Raw genomic sequence first — 19525 nt, 5'->3', positions numbered from 1 at the left:
CTTTTTTTGTTTTGTAATAGTCCAGATACCGATTATAAATAAAGAAAAGCCAATTGCATTCTGCGTTCGGCTTTTCTTCTTCACTTTCTATCCAAGATTGAAGTCCTTCATTAGTAGGGCAATTCTCATATTCACCTAGCCTTCAATTAATTGAAAACTCAATCCCACCTATTTAGTTGTTTATTACCCATAATTCTTTTCACTGCAATTTTCTTTTTAGTTTCTTTGAATAACTCTTCAAGTTGACGGAAGGAAGTATAGTTATGAGTATTCTTTTTAATAAACTCCAAACGCTCTGAAAAATTAATCGGTTTAACCTCTTCCGAATCTTCTAAAATTTGAGTCAATAGCAGAATGCTATGCTCCATCATATTGTGACGTGATTCATCTTCCATTCTAATAAGCATTGCTAACTTTTCTTTCAGAAGATCCCACTCAGCAAATTTACTTCCGGCATTGATGAAATTATACTTAGACAATTTTACTCATCCTTTTTTTACCTTCTCGGCAAATGGACAATAAAGGACATTGCGGGCATTGTGGATTTTGTGCTTTGCAGTGGTAACGACCAAAGAAGATTAGTTGGTGATGAGCTTTGGACCATAATTCCATCGGAGTTTTTTTCATCAATATTTGTTCCACTTGGAGTACAGAATCTTTCCATCTGCAAAGACCTAAACGCTTGGACACACGTTCTACATGTGTATCTACAGCAATTGCCGGTATATCGAAAGCAACAGAAACTACCACGTTTGCTGTTTTGCGTCCTACTCCAGGAAAAGTTGTAAGTAAGTCTCTATTTGCCGGGACTATTCCGTCATATAATTCAATCAGTTGTTTACTTAGCGCTTGAATATTTTTAGCTTTATTTCGATATAGTCCAATCGACCGAATATCGTTCTGTAACTCTTCTATTGGAACAGCTAAGTAATCTTCTGGTTTACGATACTTTTGAAACAAACTCTTCGTTACTTTATTCACCAAGACATCTGTACATTGTGCAGATAATAATGTAGCGACAAGTAGTTCGAATGGATTTTCATGAACTAGCTCACAATGAGCATCTGGGAACATTCGCTCCATCTCTTCAAGACAATAGTGCCATTGTGCTTTCGTCAGCAAAATATCTCCACCTACTCTCTTTCTTCTAACCAATTATAAAAAGATACCTTTGTTGCACTTACTGCTTGTTCAACTTGCTTTTGTACTGGGATTTGCTGTCTAAAATTAGTTGACTGTTTTTCCGCTGCTTCCACTGATTTAATATTTTTCTTTTTCCATTCAAACAAAATACGATCGATGTAGCGTAAACTAAGCTTTTGGGATAATACCGCCTCTTTTAGTGCTAGCCGGATTAATGCAGGAGAATGTTGATCTTGATCAAACCACATGCCAATCGTTTCATATTCCATTGGAGACAATAACCTTCCAAATTCTTGTTCAAATAATTTATAGATAGTTCCTTCTTCTACTTTCAATACATCATCTTCTGCACTATTCTCTTCTTGCTCCGCGTAATTTAAAAGGAGATTCCACAAATACTGAAAGTTATAATATTCATATCGTATACCTTCTTCATCTATTTGCTGTTCGATTTGAACAAATCCTTTTTGCACAAGGCGCTGTAAAATGTTCGTTACTTTATTTTCATCAAAATGCGTACGTTCAACTAAGTTTTGCGGAGTAGGAAAGTGGTTGCCTGCTTCTCCAAATGCGATTAAATGCAAAAGCAAAATAGCTTCTTCATCTTTTACATCAATCATTTTATAATAGTTAAAAAAAAGCTGGGAAATGGTTACATTCCCCTGCTCTGTCCAAATACGGAGTCGATCTCGCTTTTGCATACTCGTCTCCCCTTCTTAATGATATTACATAGTGTAGAAGCCATCTAAAAGCAGCTGCATGCTTTTTCGCAGTAAAAACATTTCTACTGCGAAAAGCTCTTTCTATTATGGGTATAATCTGTTTAATAAACGAGGGAAAGGAATGGACTCACGAACATGTTCCGCTCCGCTTAGCCATGCAACTGTTCTCTCTAATCCAAGTCCAAATCCTGAATGTGGTACTGATCCTTGTTTGCGAAGCTCTAAATACCAAGCATATGCGGATTCATCTAAACCATGTTCTGCTAGGCGTTGTTTTAATAATTCATAGTCGTGGATACGTTCTGATCCACCAATGATTTCCCCGTATCCTTCTGGAGCAATTAAGTCTGCACATAATACTACGTCATCTCTATCTGGATGCGGTTGCATATAGAATGGCTTAATACCTATCGGATAATGCGTGATGAAAACTGGTTGCTCATAACTTTCCGCAATTGCAGTTTCATGAGGTGCACCAAAATCATCTCCCCATTTGATATCATCGAAGCCTTTTTCATGTAAAAATTTGATGGCATCATCATATGAAATACGTGGAAATGGCGCTTTAATATTTTCAAGTTTTGACACATCTCTGCCTAAACGTTCTAATTCCAATGTACAGTTTTTCAATACAGCTTGTGCAATAAATTCTACATATTGCTCTTGAACTTCTAAATTTTCTTCAAATTCAACGAATGCCATCTCTGGTTCGATCATCCAGAATTCGATTAAATGACGACGTGTTTTTGACTTTTCTGCTCGGAATGTAGGACCGAAAGAAAAAACTTTTCCAAGAGCCATCGCAGAAGCTTCCATATACAATTGACCTGATTGAGAAAGGTATGCGTCCTCATCAAAATATTTAGTATGAAATAGTTCAGAAGTACCTTCCGGAGAAGACCCTGTTAATATTGGTGGGTCCATTTTTACAAACCCATTAGTATTAAAAAACTCATATGTAGCACGAATTATTTCATTACGAATTTTCATAATCGCATGTTGTTTTCTAGAACGTAACCAAAGATGACGGTTGTCCATTAAAAATTCTGTACCATGTTCTTTAGGTGTGATTGGAAAGTCAACTGCTGCATGAATCACTTCAATTTCCTTAATTTGTAGTTCGTATCCAAATGAAGAACGCTCATCCTTAATAATCTCGCCAATTACATACATAGATGTTTCTTGTGTTAACCCTTTAGCAGTTTGGAAAATTTCCTCTCCAACTTCTTCTTTTACAACAACACCTTGTACGAATCCAGATCCATCACGTAATTGTAAAAATGCAATTTTACCACTTGAACGCTTGTTGGCAAGCCATGCACCAAGTTTCACTGTTTCGCCCACATGGTTTGCCATATCTTTAATCATAATTTTTTTCATTTTATCCTCCAAAAGTTTAAAAGTTTAGTTATAAATTAGATATTCGTTTCCACCAGTCTCCGTTATCAAATAATAAGTATACATAACTTAGTTTATTATCTTTGTTAATGAACGAAATTTCCCATACTGGTCCTACTTCTTCTACTCCAAGTTTTACATGTAATAATTTACTAATTTTTTCATCCTTCTTTGCTAATTCCTTTGCCTGTTCTTTTGTTATTCCGTCTTTAAAATTAACTTCCATTATTGGATCATCTGTTTTCTTTTCAGGAATAAAAAAAGCTTTTACTTCCCCTTTAGCAGTCTTACCAATGACTGTGTGGTAAGAAATATTGCTATTATAAACATACGAATCATTGATTTGGGATAACAAATTATTATGTAATACATATGTTTCGGCATCATCACTAGCAGCTTTAAATGGCGCTTTTGCTTGAAAGTAAATAAGTAGGCTAAGAATAAGCGTAAGACCAATCAAAAAAGTAACAATAAACAGAATCCATCGTTTTAAAGCCATCTGTTAAGTCCTATAAATAGTAAATACAGCTTTATCTTTTTGTTGCTTATCTAGCGCTAATCCGAACATTAAATCCTGCTCTTTTAATGTTCGATTTAATTGATCAACTATTTTATATAAGTCATTTTGGTAATTGACTGTAACCGTTGATAGCACTTCAATTTTATTTTCCATATTTCTAACCTGCTTTCTAAAACTATACTTACTTAGTATACCAATTTTCAAGCTCTAAGACCATATTTTCTAGCGATACTTTCTTCACAGGAATATTAGGAATGGCTTGTAAAAAGTCACTGCCGTAAGATTTAGTTTCAATCCTTCTATCTAACACGATAAATACCCCTTTATCGGAAGATGAACGGATTAAACGACCAAATCCCTGTCTAAATCGAAGAACTGCTTCAGGTAAGGAATATGCAGCAAAAGGGTTTTGACCATTCATGGTAAGTAACTCAGCTCTCTTTTTGAATATAGGATCGTCAGGTGAAGAGAACGGAAGCCTCACCATAATGATTACAGACAACGCATCTCCAGGAACGTCGACACCTTCCCAAAAACTATTCGTACCAAATAAGACAGATTTCGAAAACCGTTGGAATGATTTTAATAATCGCATTCTACTTCCCGAGGACATGCCTTGCGCAAATAGCATATAATCATCTAGTAACTTTGTATCTTGTATCAAGTCCACTGTTTTTCGCAGCATATCTTGAGAAGTAAACAATACAAAACATCTACCTTCTGTAACAAGTACTGTTTGAACAATAGCTTCTGCCACTGATTCAATGTAATCACTTTGTGAAACATGTTGAATTTCCGGCATGTCGTCAATAATTAATAGTTCTGCACCATTATAATAGTCAGCCGAAGTTTTATATGAACAAATTTCTATTTTTTCGTGTAATCCAAGCTGAGAAGTTATGAAATGTCTATTCGAAGGTACAGAAAGCGTTCCAGAAGTCCAAATTACTGCTCCTGCAGCCCTTAAAGGATTTAATGCATGTTTAATATCATTCTGATAGTTGAGTGGTCTTTTAATAATTGTAAGACTACCTGGTATGCTTCTTGTATCAATTTCTAACCACTTCGCTTCAATCGACTCTTCTTGTAAAAAAATTTCATCCCACTCAGCTACTTTTATCTCAAGCTCTCGTATCCAATATTCCCATTCATTCAAAATAATTGGCGCTACTGCTTCCTCTTTCAATGAATAGGACTGAATGATGGATTTTGCTGATAGGATAAAAGTTTGGATAGAAAGCGCAACTTTACGAAAAATCGATTCATTTAAATGTAAATCATCTAACAAAATTGTTCTTTTTGTATTTTTTGAGCGATTTTTTGTATGTTGAACAGAATTGATAATATAAGAAACCGTTTCATCGAATATATTAACTATTCCTACAAATTCTTTTTCTAGACGTATACGTAAAGGCAATGGTATATGAATGATTGACAACTTATACAGTAGCTGTTCAGTATCTAATGTCCCAAACTGACCCAGAATGTATTTCCAATTTGTGTATGAAAAAATGCGTTCTTTTCTAGACATACTTGCATGAATAAATTGATGAGCCTCATCAATAATTGTTGCGCATCCCTTTGCTAATAATCGAAATTCTCGGTCTTGATCCGCCAATATCATGGCATGGTTTGTAACTATAATATTACAATTTCTACTTTTTTGAATCGCTCTCTCATAAAAATCTACTACTTCCGATTCTTCAGATTTGAATGGAACGGCTCTTCTGATCTTGTCTACAAATAATTGCCCACCACCAGATACATTTATCTCTGTTAAATCTCCTTCGTCTGTAAGCGTCAACCAAACTAAAATCTGCATAATTGTAAAAGTTTCATCATACGATTCATCTTCCAGTTGAAGATGTTGCCAAAAACGATACAAATCAATATAATGATGCATTCCTTTTAGCTTCGCCACTCTAGTTTTCACGCCTAAAACTTCATCCAGTTTAGGTATTTCCTCTTGCACTAATTGATCGATTAAATGAGTTGTATATGTACTTATAATTACCGGTTTTTGTGTTTCCATTGCATAGATGGCTGCTGGAAGTAAATAACCTAAAGTTTTGCCTATTCCTGTCTCTGCTTCACAAACAATTTCCTTTTTTTCTTGCAAAGTAAGGTGAATTGTATCCATTAATTCAAATTGAGCAGGACGCTCTTCAAAAAGTGGAATGCCATTTTGGAACAGCTTTAACTTTAATTGTTTCTCTAGCGGATAACTTTGGTTTATCGGACCAAAATCTTTCTCTTCTTCCATCTGTTTTAAAGGAATACTACGATACATTGGATATTCTTTCGGTTCGTACTTCGTTCTTTTAGTAGATAATATTTCAAAGAAAAGCAACGATAAGTTAGATTTCAAATGAAATGATCTTTTATGTAATAATTCAATCGTGCGAAGTGGTAAATGTGATAGCTGCTCGATACATTTTAATAACAAATATGCGGTAGCAAGTGCATCATCATCTGCTCGATGCGCCATTTGCAAGTCAATTTGTAATTCAGATGCTATATCTTGAAGCTTATAGCTATACAAATTAGGAAACATTAACTTTGTAAATTCGACCGTATCCATTGTTTTACAAATTAATTTTGGAAGTCCCACTCTCTTTAACTCGCTTTGTAAAAAAATGAGATCAAAATGAATATTATGGGCAACAAAAATATGATCTTGCAGCATGTCTAAAACTTCGGAACCAACTTCTTCAAATAATGGTGCATTCACTACATCTGCATCTTTAATCTTAGTTAGATCTTGGATAAAAAAAGGAATCGATTTTTCAGGATTAATAAACGTAGAAAAAGTATGTACGACTTTATAATTATTAACAAATACAATTGCAAGTTGAATAATACGATCACCATTAGAAGATGAATGGCCTGTTGTTTCGATATCTACAACTGCATATTTATGATTTTCCACCATTCCTCAACTCACAATTCTTATATTCTAAAAAAATTGTACCACATCCATTTAATATTCACTAAAATTTTACTACCAAAACCATACTTTTAATAAGAAAAACGAAAGCTTCCTTTAAGTGCGACTTGTCTTTACTATCTCCAGAGTGCTTTGGACTAAGCATTAGCTACACTATTAACGAAGACTTTTATGGAGGATCTGGAAGTGACTGCGTCACTTCCAGACCCTCTTTTTCGGTAATCTTGTGGCGGATGTTTGTTCGTCGCCCTCTTGAAATAGGTAGAGACATGGTACATTAGGTTTGGTTAATGAGAGATTAGATACTCCCTCTTGAAATGTTGTTAGATCAACGTTTCAAGTTACTTTTTAGGTAACGAAAAAAAATTTTATTGGTCAAATTTTATAGTTTTTTTCTAATTCTTTTATTTTTTTACAATATGAAGATACGCTTCGCTAGAGCTAATTGTTTATAATTAACTATCCTGTAAGTATGTGATGCACAAATTGGATCTCTGCGATGCTTATGATGACTTACCCTCCCATGTCTCTTGGCGTCTAGCGCACACATTCCTTCGTTCGGTCTATTCATAAGGCAGAGGCTGGCGAAGCTTTCCTTGGGACTCTTGGTCTTATGTATCTATTTATGCCTGCTTTCCGTGTCATCCTGCTGTTTTCGATCGATTAAAGATTTGTTCTAAGCTGCCTCTTCGAGACAAGAGAGATCCTTCATCATCAATTGCCCATCAAAGTGAACTTGTTTCTTACATAACCCATGCAAAATTTTTAGTAATTTACCACAGAGTAAAACGATTGATTGTTTTTTCTTTAATGGATTGACGCTTCTTGTTGTGTAATAGTTATGGAGCTTTTTAAATGCTGTATTATGGCTGAGAATTGGAATCATAACACGGAATAAAAGGGCTCTTAACTTTCTTCTTCCCCGCTTTGAAATCCTTTTCTGTCCTTTATGTTGCCCCGATGAACTTTCACGCAATGTGAGCCCCGCTAATTTGATTAATTGGCGTGGATGCTCATATTGTGTAAGACTACCAACTTCCGAAAATAGTTCGATAATTGTACCGTCGCCCACACCTGGAACAGAAGCCAAGTATTCATAATCATTCAGTTGTTGGGCTAGTACAGTTAATTGTTCACTTAGTATATTGATTTCGCTTTGAATCAACTGATACTGGCGAAGAAGTGTAGTGATTTCAATTCGTGCCATCCCTAGTCCTTCTGTTAGCCCAATAGAGTGTTGTGCAACGTCCACTAACTTTTTCGCTTTGGGAAGCTGTGGAGATTTCATCCCTTCCACTTGACGGTATAAAAACAATAGTTCTTCCGGTGTTTTCCCATGAACATCTTCGGGGAGTGGTGTCTTTTCAAGTGCCGCAAAGGCCATCTTCCCAGGGATTTTAAACACCTTTGTAAACTCTGGAAAAAAACGATCTAGCCAACGAATGATACGATTCTGTATCCCATTCAGATCTTCCTGTAATTTGGAACGTAAATTCGCTCCGTTACGTAATTCTGCATCTACGCCTTCTAGAATACGCGGATAGCTAAAACGTCCATCTTTCATTAAACGGGCAATCACTAATGCGTCTTTTTGATCGTTTTTCGTTTGTAGATTATCATCGAGCTCTTTTGATTTGTTCACATGATTCGGCTGTACCATGACATAAGGAATCCCGTGCAGATGTAAAAAGGCAGCGAGATTCATCCAATAGTGACCAGTCGGTTCAAAACCAACTATTATCTCTGATTTCTGGTGTTCAGTGAGTAGCAGACTAATCTTTTGATAAAGAAGATTGAATCCTTCATTTGATTGCGAAAAAGGAAATGATTTTTGAAGCACACGCCCTCGTTCATCAATTGCGCAAGCATAATGTTTTGATTTGGCAATATCGATGCCAATCACGAGTGTTTTTTCATTGACTTGATTAATTTTGTCATTCGTTTTAGAATTCATAAATAGGTCCTCCTGTATGGTCATGAGTCAATAGCCGTTGACACTTATGCATCATACAAGAGGGCTTTTACTTTTTCAAGCCCCTGAAAATCTTTCAAACAGGAATGCTTTCCTATTCTTTTAAAAGCGAACGAAGAGTCAATTTCGTCCGCTCTTCGCTTCTTTATTAGTGGATGCTCTCTATTTTCCTCTAGAACCGCCTACTCTAATCATACACCCACTGATTCATATACTGTGTACCGTAAAAGTAAAAACAATCAACATCAAGCCCTTGCAAACAAACTATTGAAGCCTTACTATTACTGGATTCTTAACGATAACTGGACAATATCTTCTTGTTAAGTACTACTCACTTAATGGATTGTAGTGAAAGGTTGCGACTCCTGCGGGAGGCCAACAGGATGTTGGTCACGAAGGAGTTGCCACACGATGTGGCGCTCTTAGCCTTTGTTCCTATGTGAACAGATGAGACAACATAAACGACGCGGATGCGGCGGTGATGGCTCATCGCTCAACCCGCGGAAAGCGTCCACCTGAAACGAAAATCCGCGATATTAATTAATTCTTTAAAGTTCTAGGAACACTGGTTTCACAGGAGAAAAATCCATATACTTTCTCTTTTAAAAAAGGAGCAGCATTGTAAGCTGACTCCATTTTTAAGATATGCCAAATTAGAAGAGGAATACTACATTATGGTAGCTTCTGGTTCATAATGTATAATTTGTTTAATCGTATTATTTTCATTCATAATAGCAACAGTTGGTTGATGTGATTGCGCTTCATCGTTCATCACATATGCATAAGAAAGAATAATGACGATATCTCCTCGTTGAACAAGACGGGCAGCCGCACCATTTACACAAATAACACCGCTACCTCTTTCACCAGCAATAATGTACGTTTCAAAGCGAGCACCATTGTTATTATTTACAATATGCACTTTTTCATTTGGTAACATTCCAACAGCATCTAAAATATTTTGATCAATCGTAATACTTCCTACATAATTTAGGTCAGCTTCCGTTACAACTGCACGGTGAATTTTACTATTTAACATCATACGTAACATCTATTACACTCCTTTTACATCAACAATAATATTATCTATTAAGCGAGCATTTTCGAAAAATACTGCCGTTGCGAACAAGATTTGTTCAGCCTGATGTAAATCTGCTTGTAAGTTGGGATATGCTAAAGCTTCCAAATAATCGATCTTACCAGAAGTATTTTGTTCGATATACCGCTTACCTTCTGAAATAGCCAAACTAATATCTTTTGTTTCTTGCCAAATTTCCGTTGAAATGGTAAGTCCCTTATATAAATGAATCGCTTCTGCTCTTTCCTTTTCACTTAAAAATACATTTCGAGAACTTTTCGCCAACCCATCAGTTTCTCTAACTGTGGAAACTCGTTCAATTTGTACAGGGAAGTTATAAGCCTTCACGAATGTCTCGATAATCGCAAGTTGTTGCGCATCTTTTTGGCCAAAATAAGCTTTTGTTGGTTGGATCAAATGAAATAACTTTGTAATTACTTTTAAAACACCATCAAAATGTCCAGGTCTACTTTCCCCACATAGCTTTGTAGAAAGTTCACCAGCATGAATCGTAATACCACTTTCGAATGGATACATTTCATTTACAGTAGGAACAAAAAGGACATCTACTCCAGCTTTTGCCGCCAGTTCTGTATCATGTTCGATATCTCTTGGATAGCGATCCAAATCTTCATTTGGACCAAATTGTGCTGGGTTTACGAAGATGCTTGAAACGACTATGTCATTTTCTTTTCTCGCTTTATTTAATAGAGCTAAATGGCCTTCATGTAGATATCCCATTGTCGGTACAAGCCCAATTGTTTTTTCTTTATTGCTATAAAAAAAGTTTTGTAACTCATTAATTGTTTGGACTGTTTTCATGATTGCCTCCGTACAATTGTTGAAGTTGATCTTCTTTCATTGTAAATTGATGCTTTTCTGCTGGAAATTCTTCATTTTTCACATCTCGCACATATTGTGTAATTCCATCTGCAATAGAAGTACCAACATTTGCATATTCCTGAACAAATTTCGGAATATGATGCGTTCCGTATTTAACCATGTCATGAAAAACTAACACTTGACCATCTGCTCTTAAACCAGCTCCAATTCCAATTGTAGGAATTGTTAATGCTGCTGAAACTTTTTCTGTCAGTTGATGTGGAATACATTCTAGAACTACTGCACAAGCACCTGCTTCTTCACATTTTTTGGCATCATCTATTAATTTTTCTGCAGCAGCTGCAGTTTTACCTTGTACTTTATAACCACCTAGCACTCCAGCAGATTGCGGAAGTAACCCAAGATGAGCAACTACTGGTATACCAGAAGATGTTAACTTTTGTATTGCAGGTATTACTTCATCTGCCCCTTCTACTTTTACTGCTTGAGCATTCGTTTGCTGCATAATTTTAACTGCGTTAGCAAGCGTTTGATTGACCGAACCATGATAAGTCCCAAAAGGCATATCTACGACTAAAAAAGTATTTGGTGCTCCTCTTCTTGCAGCTTTTCCATGATGAATCATATCATCCATTGTCACAAGTACCGTGGAATCATATCCTAACACGACCATCCCAACGGAATCTCCAACTAAAATCATATCTACCCCTGCATTTTCTGCAAATTTAGCAGATGGATAATCATAAGCTGTTACCATCGCAATTTTTTCGTTATTCTTTTTCATGTCTACAAAACTACTAGTTGATTTCAATTTTACTCCTCCTCTTTTTTGGAGAAGAAAACCAGTAAAAGCCCTTCAATCCGAGAGTGGACAGAAGGGCAGAAAATGTCTAATGTAGGTTTTCTCCGTCCCTGTCAAAGCGTGATCAAGGCAGACTATTTATTTGTGTACAGAATGTGACAGGTGCAGTTCGATTAAGATACTACCCTTCGCATATAGATTAACAGAATCCTGCTTAATAGTCCAAATTATTATTTGTTCTATCAAGTATGTCACGACACACTTGTTTTAGTTGCATCATGTTAAATGAATATCCGCAGAGTATATTCCTCGTATCTCTCCATTATCCAGTCGTAACTGAAGTACACCATCATTTGAAATACCGATTGCAGTTCCTTCTAACGTTTCTCTTAAGAGAATTGCTCGTATTCGCTTTCCTAGTGTACAACTATAGCTTTCCCAGAGTAATTTTATAGGTTCAAACCCATTCTCGACATACATCGTTGTATACTTTTCTAAGTAGTATAGGATCTTAGCAACTAAAGTAGCACGATTAATGCCATTTCCTGTTTCTATTTTTAATGAAGTCGCAATCGATTGAATCGATTGCTCGAATGATTCGAGTTCCTGGTTTACATTTACCCCAATTCCAATAATAATGGATTGTACTCGATCCATATCCGCTTGAAGCTCGGTTAATATACCAGTTACTTTTTTTCCATTCATCAATAAATCATTAGGCCATTTTATCTCTGGAGTATTTCCAGTCAAATCTTCTATTGCTTTTGTAATGGCAACTGCTGAAACAAGCGTAAATTGGGGTGCCATATGTGGACTAATTTCAGGACGAATGATGACACTCATCCAAATTCCATTACTTGCAGAAGAATCCCATACTCGTTCTAATCTTCCTCTACCGGCAGTTTGCTCTTCTGTGATCACGACCGTACCATGTGAAGCCCCTTCCCTAGCCTTCTCTGCAGCAATATTTTGAGTAGAATCGCAAACTGGATAATATAAAATGTTGTGGCCTAACTGAGCCGTCTCTAAATAAGTAGTTATTCTTTCTTTGGAAACGATATCTGGTATAGAAAGTAGCATGTATCCTTTTTTCTTTACAGCCTCAATCACATAACCTTCTAATTCTAAAGCTTTTAGATGCTTCCAAATCATTGTACGAGAAATGGATAATTCATCTGCTAATTTTTGTCCTGAGATTGGTTCCCCTTTTGCCGATAGTAGTTGGGATAGAATCTTTTCTTTAATTGTCATATTCACGAAAAAACCATTCCTTTATTTGTGCTCGCTCATTTTCAACTTGTCCATTAACAATCGCTATTGTTAACTTCTCGAGAACTTCTTTTATCCATGGTCCTCTTTTCTCTTGTTTCCATTCCATTAATTCATTTCCATTAACAGCAATTTCTCTGGAAGATGCAATTGGTATAGCTGCTTTTAAACGTGGAATGTCATTCTTTTCATAAGGAGTATTCATATCCAAAATGATTTCAGCATAATAGGCCGCTGCTACTAATACCTCTTCTTTAAATTGAAAGAGGTCATATGTCGTCCATTGTCCTTTTTTAAGCTTTTCTACTGCAAGCAGAACTTGCTTTACATGCATTTTTTCTGCATTCGAGCATTTATAAAAATTTAATAAGGTATTTATATCGTTTGATTGCTGCATTAGTGCAAAGAATGTCCATCCATTCGCTACATTTTCAAACATTAAAAATCTATTCCATTTATCTAGATATGTTTTCCAATCACCAGGGAAATTTATCGCTAACTTACTCGTCACAAACAAATGCATACCTTTTCCTACATAATTGCTTGTCCAAATTTTCTCTAATTCTACTTTTACTCTTTCCAAAGAAACACGGCTAATTAATTTGTGTTGCATCTCAATAGCTTCTAAAGTTTTTACATGCAATGAAAAGTCTAGTTGTGCAGAAAAACGTATAGCCCTTAACATACGGAGCGCATCTTCAGAAAAGCGCTTATTTGGATCACCTACAGCCCGAATAAGTTTCTGTTTAATATCTGCTCTTCCATCAAAATAATCAATCAGTTCATCCTTTTTTGTTAATGCCATAGCGTTCATTGTAAAATCACGTCTCTGTAAATCTTCTTGTAGAGATCGGACAAACATCACATTATCGGGTCTTCTATAATCAGAATACGTGTCTTCCGAACGAAAAGTAGTCACTTCAATTGATTCTTTTACGACTACTAATACGGTCCCGTGTTCAATTCCTACGTCAATCGTATGTTCAAATAACTGTTTGACTTCGTTCGGTGTTGCATTCGTTGTGACGTCTACATCATTTGCAGAAACTCCTCGAATAAAATCACGAACCGCTCCTCCAACTACATAGGCTTCAAATCCAGCATACTCAAGTTTTTCAATTACTTGATATGCAGCTGGCCACCGATTTTTCATCATGTTATTTTCTCGCCACTCTTTCGTACATCGCTTCATACTGTTCGACAATCTGAGAAGAACTAAAACGCTCTTGAACAATTTGGATAGATGTCTCGCTTAAATTTTTATGTAATAAAGGGTCTTGCAAAATTTTCACACCGTATTCTGCCACTTTTGCAATATCCCCAAGTTCCACTAAGTATCCATTTTCTCCATGTGAAATTACTTCAGGAATTCCACCAACATTTGTTCCAATACAAGGAACTTCGCAAGCCATTGCCTCGAGTAAAACTAAACCAAATGACTCTTTTTGAGATAGCAGTAACATTAAGTCAGAAATGGAATATAACTCAGAAAGATTGTCTTGTTTCCCTAGAAATAATACATCTTTTTCAAATGATTTCCCTTTAACATATTCCATTACAGGATGTTTTTCAGGTCCATCTCCTACTAATAACAATTTCGCAGGAATTTCTTGTCGAATTAGTTCAAAACTTTTCACCACATCTGGAACACGTTTTACTTTTCTAAAGTTGGAAACATGAATAATTACTTTTTCATCTGATCGAATTCCAAGCAATTCCTTTAAATCACCAACATCTTTTTTAGAGTACTCTTCCTCATCTACAAAATTATAAATGGTTTCTATTTCTTTTTTAGGAGCGATTAACTCCACTGTTTGACTTACTAAAGAATCAGAGACTGCAGTAACTATATCTGATTTTTCTATACCGTAACGAATTGCACCCGATAAAGATGAATCGTCTCCTAAAACCGTAATATCAGTTCCATGCAATGTGGTAACAATTCCAATATCCGATTTTGCCATATCTTTTGCAAGTATTGCGCAGACTGCATGAGGAATCGCATAATGCACATGCAGAACATCAAGTCCTTCATCTTCAATAACCTCTGCCATTTTGTTTGCAAGTGCAATATCATAAGGTGCATATTGAAAAACAGAATAGCTGTTTACCTCTACTTGATGATAAGTAATATTCGGATACATTTTATTCAACCGAAAAGGCATACTAGAAGTTATGAAATGTATATCATGCCCTTTTTCAGCAAGCATTTTTCCAAGTTCAGTAGCAATAACTCCTGAACCACCTACTGTAGGGTAACAGGTAATGCCAATTTTTAGTTTACGCACTTAATCACTTCCTTAACGAGATCGTCTCTCTTCTAATAATCGCCAATCTAAAAAACCTTCTTCTAATCCTTTTAACAAAACTTCAGCTGTTCCCATATTCGTTGCAAGTGGTATTTGATAAACATCGCAAAGTCTAATTAATGCCGATACATCTGGTTCATGTGGTTGTGAAGTAAGAGGGTCTCGAAAGAAAATAACCATATCCATTTCGTTATTGGCAATGGCAGATCCTATTTGTTGATCCCCCCCAAGAGGACCCGACTTATATCTAAAAACAGATAAACCAACCTCTTCAATTATTCGCAGACCAGTTGTTCCAGTGGCAAATAAATCATGGTCTTCTAAAATAAGTTTATATGCAGTTACAAATTGGATTAAATCATCCTTTTTTTTATCATGTGCCACTAATGCAATTCTCATTATACTCCTCCTAAAAAATAAGATTTTCTAAACCATATATAAGCGTATTCTGTTTCATTACTTCATGGATGGATAACACAATACCCGACATAAATGAAGTACGATCAAATGAATCATGTCGAAGGGTTAATAGCTGCCCTTCTCCTCCTAAAAGTACTTGTTGATGAGCTACTAAGCCTGGTAATCGAACGCTATGAATATGCATTCCATTAACATTAGCCCCTCGAGCGCCTTCTATTAACTCTTTTTCATCTATATGTCCTTGCTCAAAAGCATTTCTTTCCTCATGAATCATTTGAGCCGTTTTAATAGCCGTACCTGAAGGAGCGTCCACTTTTTGATCATGATGCATCTCAATTATTTCCACATTCGGTAAATACCTCGCTGCTATTTGTGAAAACTTCATCATAAGTACTGCTCCAATGGAAAAATTAGGAGCGATAATACATCCTACTTCTTTTTCCTCCACTTTTTTTCTAATCTCTTCTAATTGTAAATCAGTGAAGCCAGTTGTACCAATAACTGGCCTTACTCCATTCTCTAATGCAGTGATAGTATGTTCATAAACACAAGAAGGCACAGTCAAATCGACTAATACATCCGGTTTCGTTTGATAAATTAATTCTTGTAATGAAGTGTAGATAGGAATATTATCTCCCAAGAAATCTTCTTCTTTTTTATGGTCCAAAACACTCACTAATAAAAATTCTTTATTTTTTATAAGCGTTTCTACTGCTTCTTTCCCCATTCTTCCCCTTGGTCCTGCTATCGCTACTTTAATAACCACAACTAGTCCTCCTTTTTAGTCCAACGATCTTTATCTCTTGTATTGTATTTTTTTAAGACATTCTGTAATGATTCTTCTAAGTCGATACCTTCCGCATTTGCCATACAAATTAATACAAAGAAGAAATCTCCCATTTCATCCGCAAGTGCTTTTTCTACTTCCGTTTTCTTTTTTTTCTTTGTGCCATATTTATGTTGAATTTCTCTAGAAAGCTCCCCTAACTCTTCTGTTAATCTCGCTAACAGTTCCATTGGTGGAAAATAACCTTCCTTAAACTGATTTATATATAAATCTACTTCTTTTTGTAATTCGGATAATGTTTTATTTTCAGCCATTATTTTCACACTCCTTATCTCATCCTAATAAAAATATACACTGGTTGTCAAAAGCAAACAAATGATTGATAATATTAACTATAGTATATTTATATTAGAGGTGAATTCGTGGGAATAGGTTTAAAACTTAAAAATATAATTTTTATTATTATTGGGTCCGCTATCTATAGTTTTGGTTTTGTGCATTTTAATATGCAAAATCATCTTGGAGAGGGTGGTTTTGCTGGAATTACATTAATCTTATATTTCGTGTTTAAATGGGATGTAGCATTAATGAATCTTATATTGAATATTCCTATGTTTATATTAGGGTGGAAACTATTAGGCAAAAAGGTGTTTGCTTATACGGTTATTGGTACAGTTTCTGTTTCAATATTTTTAAAAATATTCGGCATTTATGAAATACCTATTGGCCTAGAAGATGATATGGTGCTCGTTTCGTTATTCGCTGGTGTATTTGTGGGTGTTGGTTTAGGTATTATTTTTAGATTTGGTGGAACAACTGGCGGGGTTGATATTATTGCCCGTCTTGCTCATAAGTATATCGGTTGGAGTATGGGAAAAACGATGTTTATGTTTGATGCCGTAGTCATACTTTTATCTTGGCTGACGTTTTTAGATGAACGTTCTATGATGTATACCCTTGTTGCTGTATTTGTTGGTGCGAGAGTAATCGACTTTGTACAAGAAGGTGCTTATGCTGCTCGAGGTGCATTTATCATTTCAGAATTACAGGATGAAATTGCTAATCGGATTTCTTTAGAAATGGAACGTGGGGTCACTGTATTAAAGGGGTATGGTCATTACACTAAAAACGATCGGGAAGTTCTCTATTGTGTAATTGGAAAAAATGAAATCGTTCGTTTGAAGTCTATTATTACTTCTGTCGATCCTCATGCTTTCGTTTCCCTAACTGAAGTCCATGATGTAATGGGGGAAGGCTTTACACTCGACGATGAGAAAAGACCAATAGAGTAATAAGACAGGAGTCTCTTAAGTGCATCTGGTCTTTACTATTTCCCGAGTGCTTTGGACGAAACATCAACTACACTATTACCGTTGGAATTATTGTGGATCGTGAAGTGACTGCGTCACTTCACGATCCATTTTTTTCGGTAATCTTGTGGTGGATATTTGTCCGTCGCCCTTTTGAAATATGCAGAGACAAGGTGCATAAGGTTTGGTTAATGAGTGAATAAATCCTATTCTACTCTTTTAAAAGCGGATTAAGATGCAATTTCGTCCGCTCAGCGCTTCTTTATCATTGGTTGCTATCTACTTTTTCTCAGATTCCACAAACTCTAATATGATACCCACTTAATCATGTATGCCTCACACGGTAAAAGAAAGAGAAAGAGATAGATATTGAAGAAAGATTAACTTTCTACAGAGAAAGCAACCATTTTTTTGTTCAATTCTTCTTTCCAACAAAATTATTGAGTCTGGAAAATTTAAAAGTAGATTTACAACTACTCAAATCCATTAATGAAAATGAGGCCATTACTCCATACATACTAAAGCCTGCTACACGGAAAAATGTGTGATTTCCCATAACATGTTCTTCTAAAGGGAAAGAGACGCATACTAAAAGAATCGCCCTTAGTCTTTTCTGACAAAGGACGATCCTTTTTAGCTTTTATATTTTATTTAATCATTTCTATTCATGCCTGTAAAAATTAATACTAAACGTAATAATTCAAGAACGGCAACAGCAGTAGCGGCAACATAAGTTAAAGCAGCAGCGCTTAACACTTTTTTCGCATGACGCTCTTCTTCATTACGAATAATACCTAAAGAAACCATTTGATCCATTGCACGGCTAGATGCATTGAATTCTACTGGAAGTGTTACAAATTGAAATACCACCCCAACTGCAAGTAAAACAATACCTAAAAGTAGCATATTAGTTAGGCTCGCAAAAATACCAATCATCACAAAAATCCAAGATGCATTGGAAGAAATATTTGCTATGGGTACTAACTTATGTCTTAATGTTAAAAACGAATAAGCTTCTTTATGTTGGATTGCATGTCCAACCTCATGGGCTGCAATTGCTGCACCAGCAACAGACGCCTCATTATAATTATGAGAAGATAAAGCAACGACCTTTGTCATTGGGTTGTAGTGATCGCTTAAAAAGCCTCTACTTTCAATCACTTTTACATCATGTAATCCATTCGCATCTAAAATAGTTCTGGCTACTTGTGCACCACTCATACCTGAAGTCGAGCGAACTTTTGCATATTTATTATACGTACTTTTTACTTTCATTTGTGCATATAAAGGCAATAATAAAATTATTGCAAAATACACTATATAAGAACCCAACAAAACTTCCCCCTCTCACTCTATACTATTATATTAAATCGAAATTTAGGATTCATCAACTTATTAGCCTTGACCTTTTTTGATAATTATAAATAGCAATTAGAATACATGCAATAGACAACCAAAATGTAAAATAACCAATCTGGTTAGCATAAACATCTAAACTTCTGTAAATAGGCATTTGATCAAACACATAATCGATTATGTCATTATGTACAGTCCAAATAGAAGCAATCAATATATGTACCCATTTGAATTTATAGAATGGCATATATAAAATAGCTTGAAGTGCCATCCCAAAATGGGAAACAACTAACATCCATCCCATCCAACCAATGGATCCCGTTTCTATATATGTCCAAATATTCATAACAACAGCCCACAATCCATATTTCACAAGCGTGATTAATGCAAGTACTTCAACTAACTTCCAATTCTTCTTTAGCAGCCATCCCAACAATGCAATAGTAAAAAATAAACTAGCGGTAGGACTATCAGGAACAAAAATATAAAATTTAGGTTCTGTAATAGCGAGTTGAGAACCATACCAATAATAACCATAAATTGTACCTAAAAGATTCACAAAAAACAACAGCCACATAAATGATTTATTGTAGAGTATTACTTTCAAAAACATCGTCAGATCTTTCATGAAACCCCCCCTAATTATATG

The 19525-nt window shown here is 35.6% G+C and carries 20 protein-coding genes; 1 reads left to right on the top strand and 19 read right to left on the bottom strand.

Translation table 11 applies throughout. The features are described 5' to 3' along the window. Positions 1 to 158: 158 nt before the first annotated feature. From ACEPXG_RS07685 to ACEPXG_RS07605, 17 genes are all read right to left on the bottom strand, one after another. The gene (locus tag ACEPXG_RS07685; protein WP_391209027.1) at positions 159 to 479 is read right to left on the bottom strand and encodes a YpoC family protein; all 321 of its coding nucleotides are present in this window, start codon (positions 477 to 479) and stop codon (positions 159 to 161) included. Continuing rightward, positions 472 to 1122, bottom strand: a complete 651-nt coding sequence (nth, locus tag ACEPXG_RS07680; RefSeq protein WP_391209024.1) for an endonuclease III — start codon at positions 1120 to 1122, stop codon at positions 472 to 474. The genes ACEPXG_RS07685 and nth overlap by 8 nt, the downstream gene beginning before the upstream one ends. Positions 1123 to 1133: 11 nt before the next feature. Further along, positions 1134 to 1844: a DnaD domain-containing protein gene (locus tag ACEPXG_RS07675; protein ID WP_391209022.1), complete on the bottom strand. Its 711-nt coding sequence runs from the start codon at positions 1842 to 1844 to the stop codon at positions 1134 to 1136. A 105-nt stretch (positions 1845 to 1949) separates the two neighbouring features. Continuing rightward, complete coding sequence (asnS, locus tag ACEPXG_RS07670) at positions 1950 to 3245, bottom strand: asparagine--tRNA ligase (protein WP_391209020.1); 1296 nt, start codon at positions 3243 to 3245, stop codon at positions 1950 to 1952. A 28-nt stretch (positions 3246 to 3273) separates the two neighbouring features. Next, positions 3274 to 3762 (bottom strand): DUF5590 domain-containing protein, encoded by a 489-nt coding sequence (locus ACEPXG_RS07665; RefSeq protein WP_391209019.1) that lies wholly within the window; start codon positions 3760 to 3762, stop codon positions 3274 to 3276. A 3-nt stretch (positions 3763 to 3765) separates the two neighbouring features. After that, entirely contained in the window at positions 3766 to 3936 is a 171-nt protein-coding gene (locus ACEPXG_RS07660; RefSeq protein WP_391209016.1) for a YpmA family protein, read from the bottom strand. Between the two features lie 28 nt (positions 3937 to 3964). After that, entirely contained in the window at positions 3965 to 6715 is a 2751-nt protein-coding gene (gene dinG, locus ACEPXG_RS07655) for an ATP-dependent DNA helicase DinG (protein WP_391209014.1), read from the bottom strand. A 691-nt stretch (positions 6716 to 7406) separates the two neighbouring features. Beyond that, on the bottom strand, positions 7407 to 8684 hold the full coding sequence (locus tag ACEPXG_RS07650; protein ID WP_391209011.1) for an IS110 family transposase: 1278 nt from the start codon (positions 8682 to 8684) through the stop codon (positions 7407 to 7409). A gap of 685 nt (positions 8685 to 9369) precedes the next feature. After that, complete coding sequence (gene panD / locus ACEPXG_RS07645) at positions 9370 to 9753, bottom strand: aspartate 1-decarboxylase (RefSeq protein ID WP_391209010.1); 384 nt, start codon at positions 9751 to 9753, stop codon at positions 9370 to 9372. Between the two features lie 3 nt (positions 9754 to 9756). Beyond that, the gene (panC, locus tag ACEPXG_RS07640; protein WP_391209006.1) at positions 9757 to 10602 is read right to left on the bottom strand and encodes a pantoate--beta-alanine ligase; all 846 of its coding nucleotides are present in this window, start codon (positions 10600 to 10602) and stop codon (positions 9757 to 9759) included. Next, positions 10580 to 11434 (bottom strand): 3-methyl-2-oxobutanoate hydroxymethyltransferase, encoded by an 855-nt coding sequence (panB, locus tag ACEPXG_RS07635; RefSeq protein ID WP_391209004.1) that lies wholly within the window; start codon positions 11432 to 11434, stop codon positions 10580 to 10582. The genes panC and panB overlap by 23 nt, the downstream gene beginning before the upstream one ends. 267 nt (positions 11435 to 11701) lie before the next feature. After that, a complete protein-coding gene (locus ACEPXG_RS07630) occupies positions 11702 to 12676 on the bottom strand; it encodes a biotin--[acetyl-CoA-carboxylase] ligase (protein ID WP_391209830.1) in 975 nt (324 codons plus the stop codon). Beyond that, positions 12666 to 13850, bottom strand: a complete 1185-nt coding sequence (locus ACEPXG_RS07625; RefSeq protein ID WP_391209002.1) for a CCA tRNA nucleotidyltransferase — start codon at positions 13848 to 13850, stop codon at positions 12666 to 12668. The genes ACEPXG_RS07630 and ACEPXG_RS07625 overlap by 11 nt, the downstream gene beginning before the upstream one ends. Before the next feature lies 1 nt (position 13851). After that, positions 13852 to 14982 (bottom strand): N-acetyl-alpha-D-glucosaminyl L-malate synthase BshA, encoded by a 1131-nt coding sequence (bshA, locus tag ACEPXG_RS07620; protein ID WP_391209000.1) that lies wholly within the window; start codon positions 14980 to 14982, stop codon positions 13852 to 13854. A 12-nt stretch (positions 14983 to 14994) separates the two neighbouring features. Further along, complete coding sequence (gene mgsA, locus ACEPXG_RS07615; protein ID WP_391208998.1) at positions 14995 to 15402, bottom strand: methylglyoxal synthase; 408 nt, start codon at positions 15400 to 15402, stop codon at positions 14995 to 14997. A gap of 10 nt (positions 15403 to 15412) precedes the next feature. After that, the gene (gene dapB, locus ACEPXG_RS07610; RefSeq protein ID WP_391208996.1) at positions 15413 to 16189 is read right to left on the bottom strand and encodes a 4-hydroxy-tetrahydrodipicolinate reductase; all 777 of its coding nucleotides are present in this window, start codon (positions 16187 to 16189) and stop codon (positions 15413 to 15415) included. Between the two features lie 2 nt (positions 16190 to 16191). Then, positions 16192 to 16524 (bottom strand): nucleotide pyrophosphohydrolase, encoded by a 333-nt coding sequence (locus tag ACEPXG_RS07605; protein ID WP_391208994.1) that lies wholly within the window; start codon positions 16522 to 16524, stop codon positions 16192 to 16194. Between the two features lie 108 nt (positions 16525 to 16632). On the opposite strand from ACEPXG_RS07605, the gene ACEPXG_RS07600 reads away from it, so the two are divergent. Beyond that, a complete protein-coding gene (locus tag ACEPXG_RS07600; protein WP_151699657.1) occupies positions 16633 to 17502 on the top strand; it encodes a YitT family protein in 870 nt (289 codons plus the stop codon). 669 nt (positions 17503 to 18171) lie between these two features. Here the strand turns inward: ACEPXG_RS07600 and ACEPXG_RS07595 are convergent. Both ACEPXG_RS07595 and ACEPXG_RS07590 read right to left on the bottom strand, forming a co-directional pair. After that, the gene (locus tag ACEPXG_RS07595) at positions 18172 to 18795 is read right to left on the bottom strand and encodes a zinc metallopeptidase (RefSeq protein WP_391209828.1); all 624 of its coding nucleotides are present in this window, start codon (positions 18793 to 18795) and stop codon (positions 18172 to 18174) included. A gap of 112 nt (positions 18796 to 18907) precedes the next feature. Continuing rightward, on the bottom strand, positions 18908 to 19504 hold the full coding sequence (locus ACEPXG_RS07590; RefSeq protein WP_391208991.1) for a DUF1405 domain-containing protein: 597 nt from the start codon (positions 19502 to 19504) through the stop codon (positions 18908 to 18910). Positions 19505 to 19525: the final 21 nt, after the last annotated feature.

The organism is Psychrobacillus sp. L4, assembly GCF_042944905.1.
GTDB lineage: Bacteria > Bacillota > Bacilli > Bacillales_A > Planococcaceae > Psychrobacillus.
This window is presented reverse-complemented; position numbering and strand designations above follow the sequence as displayed.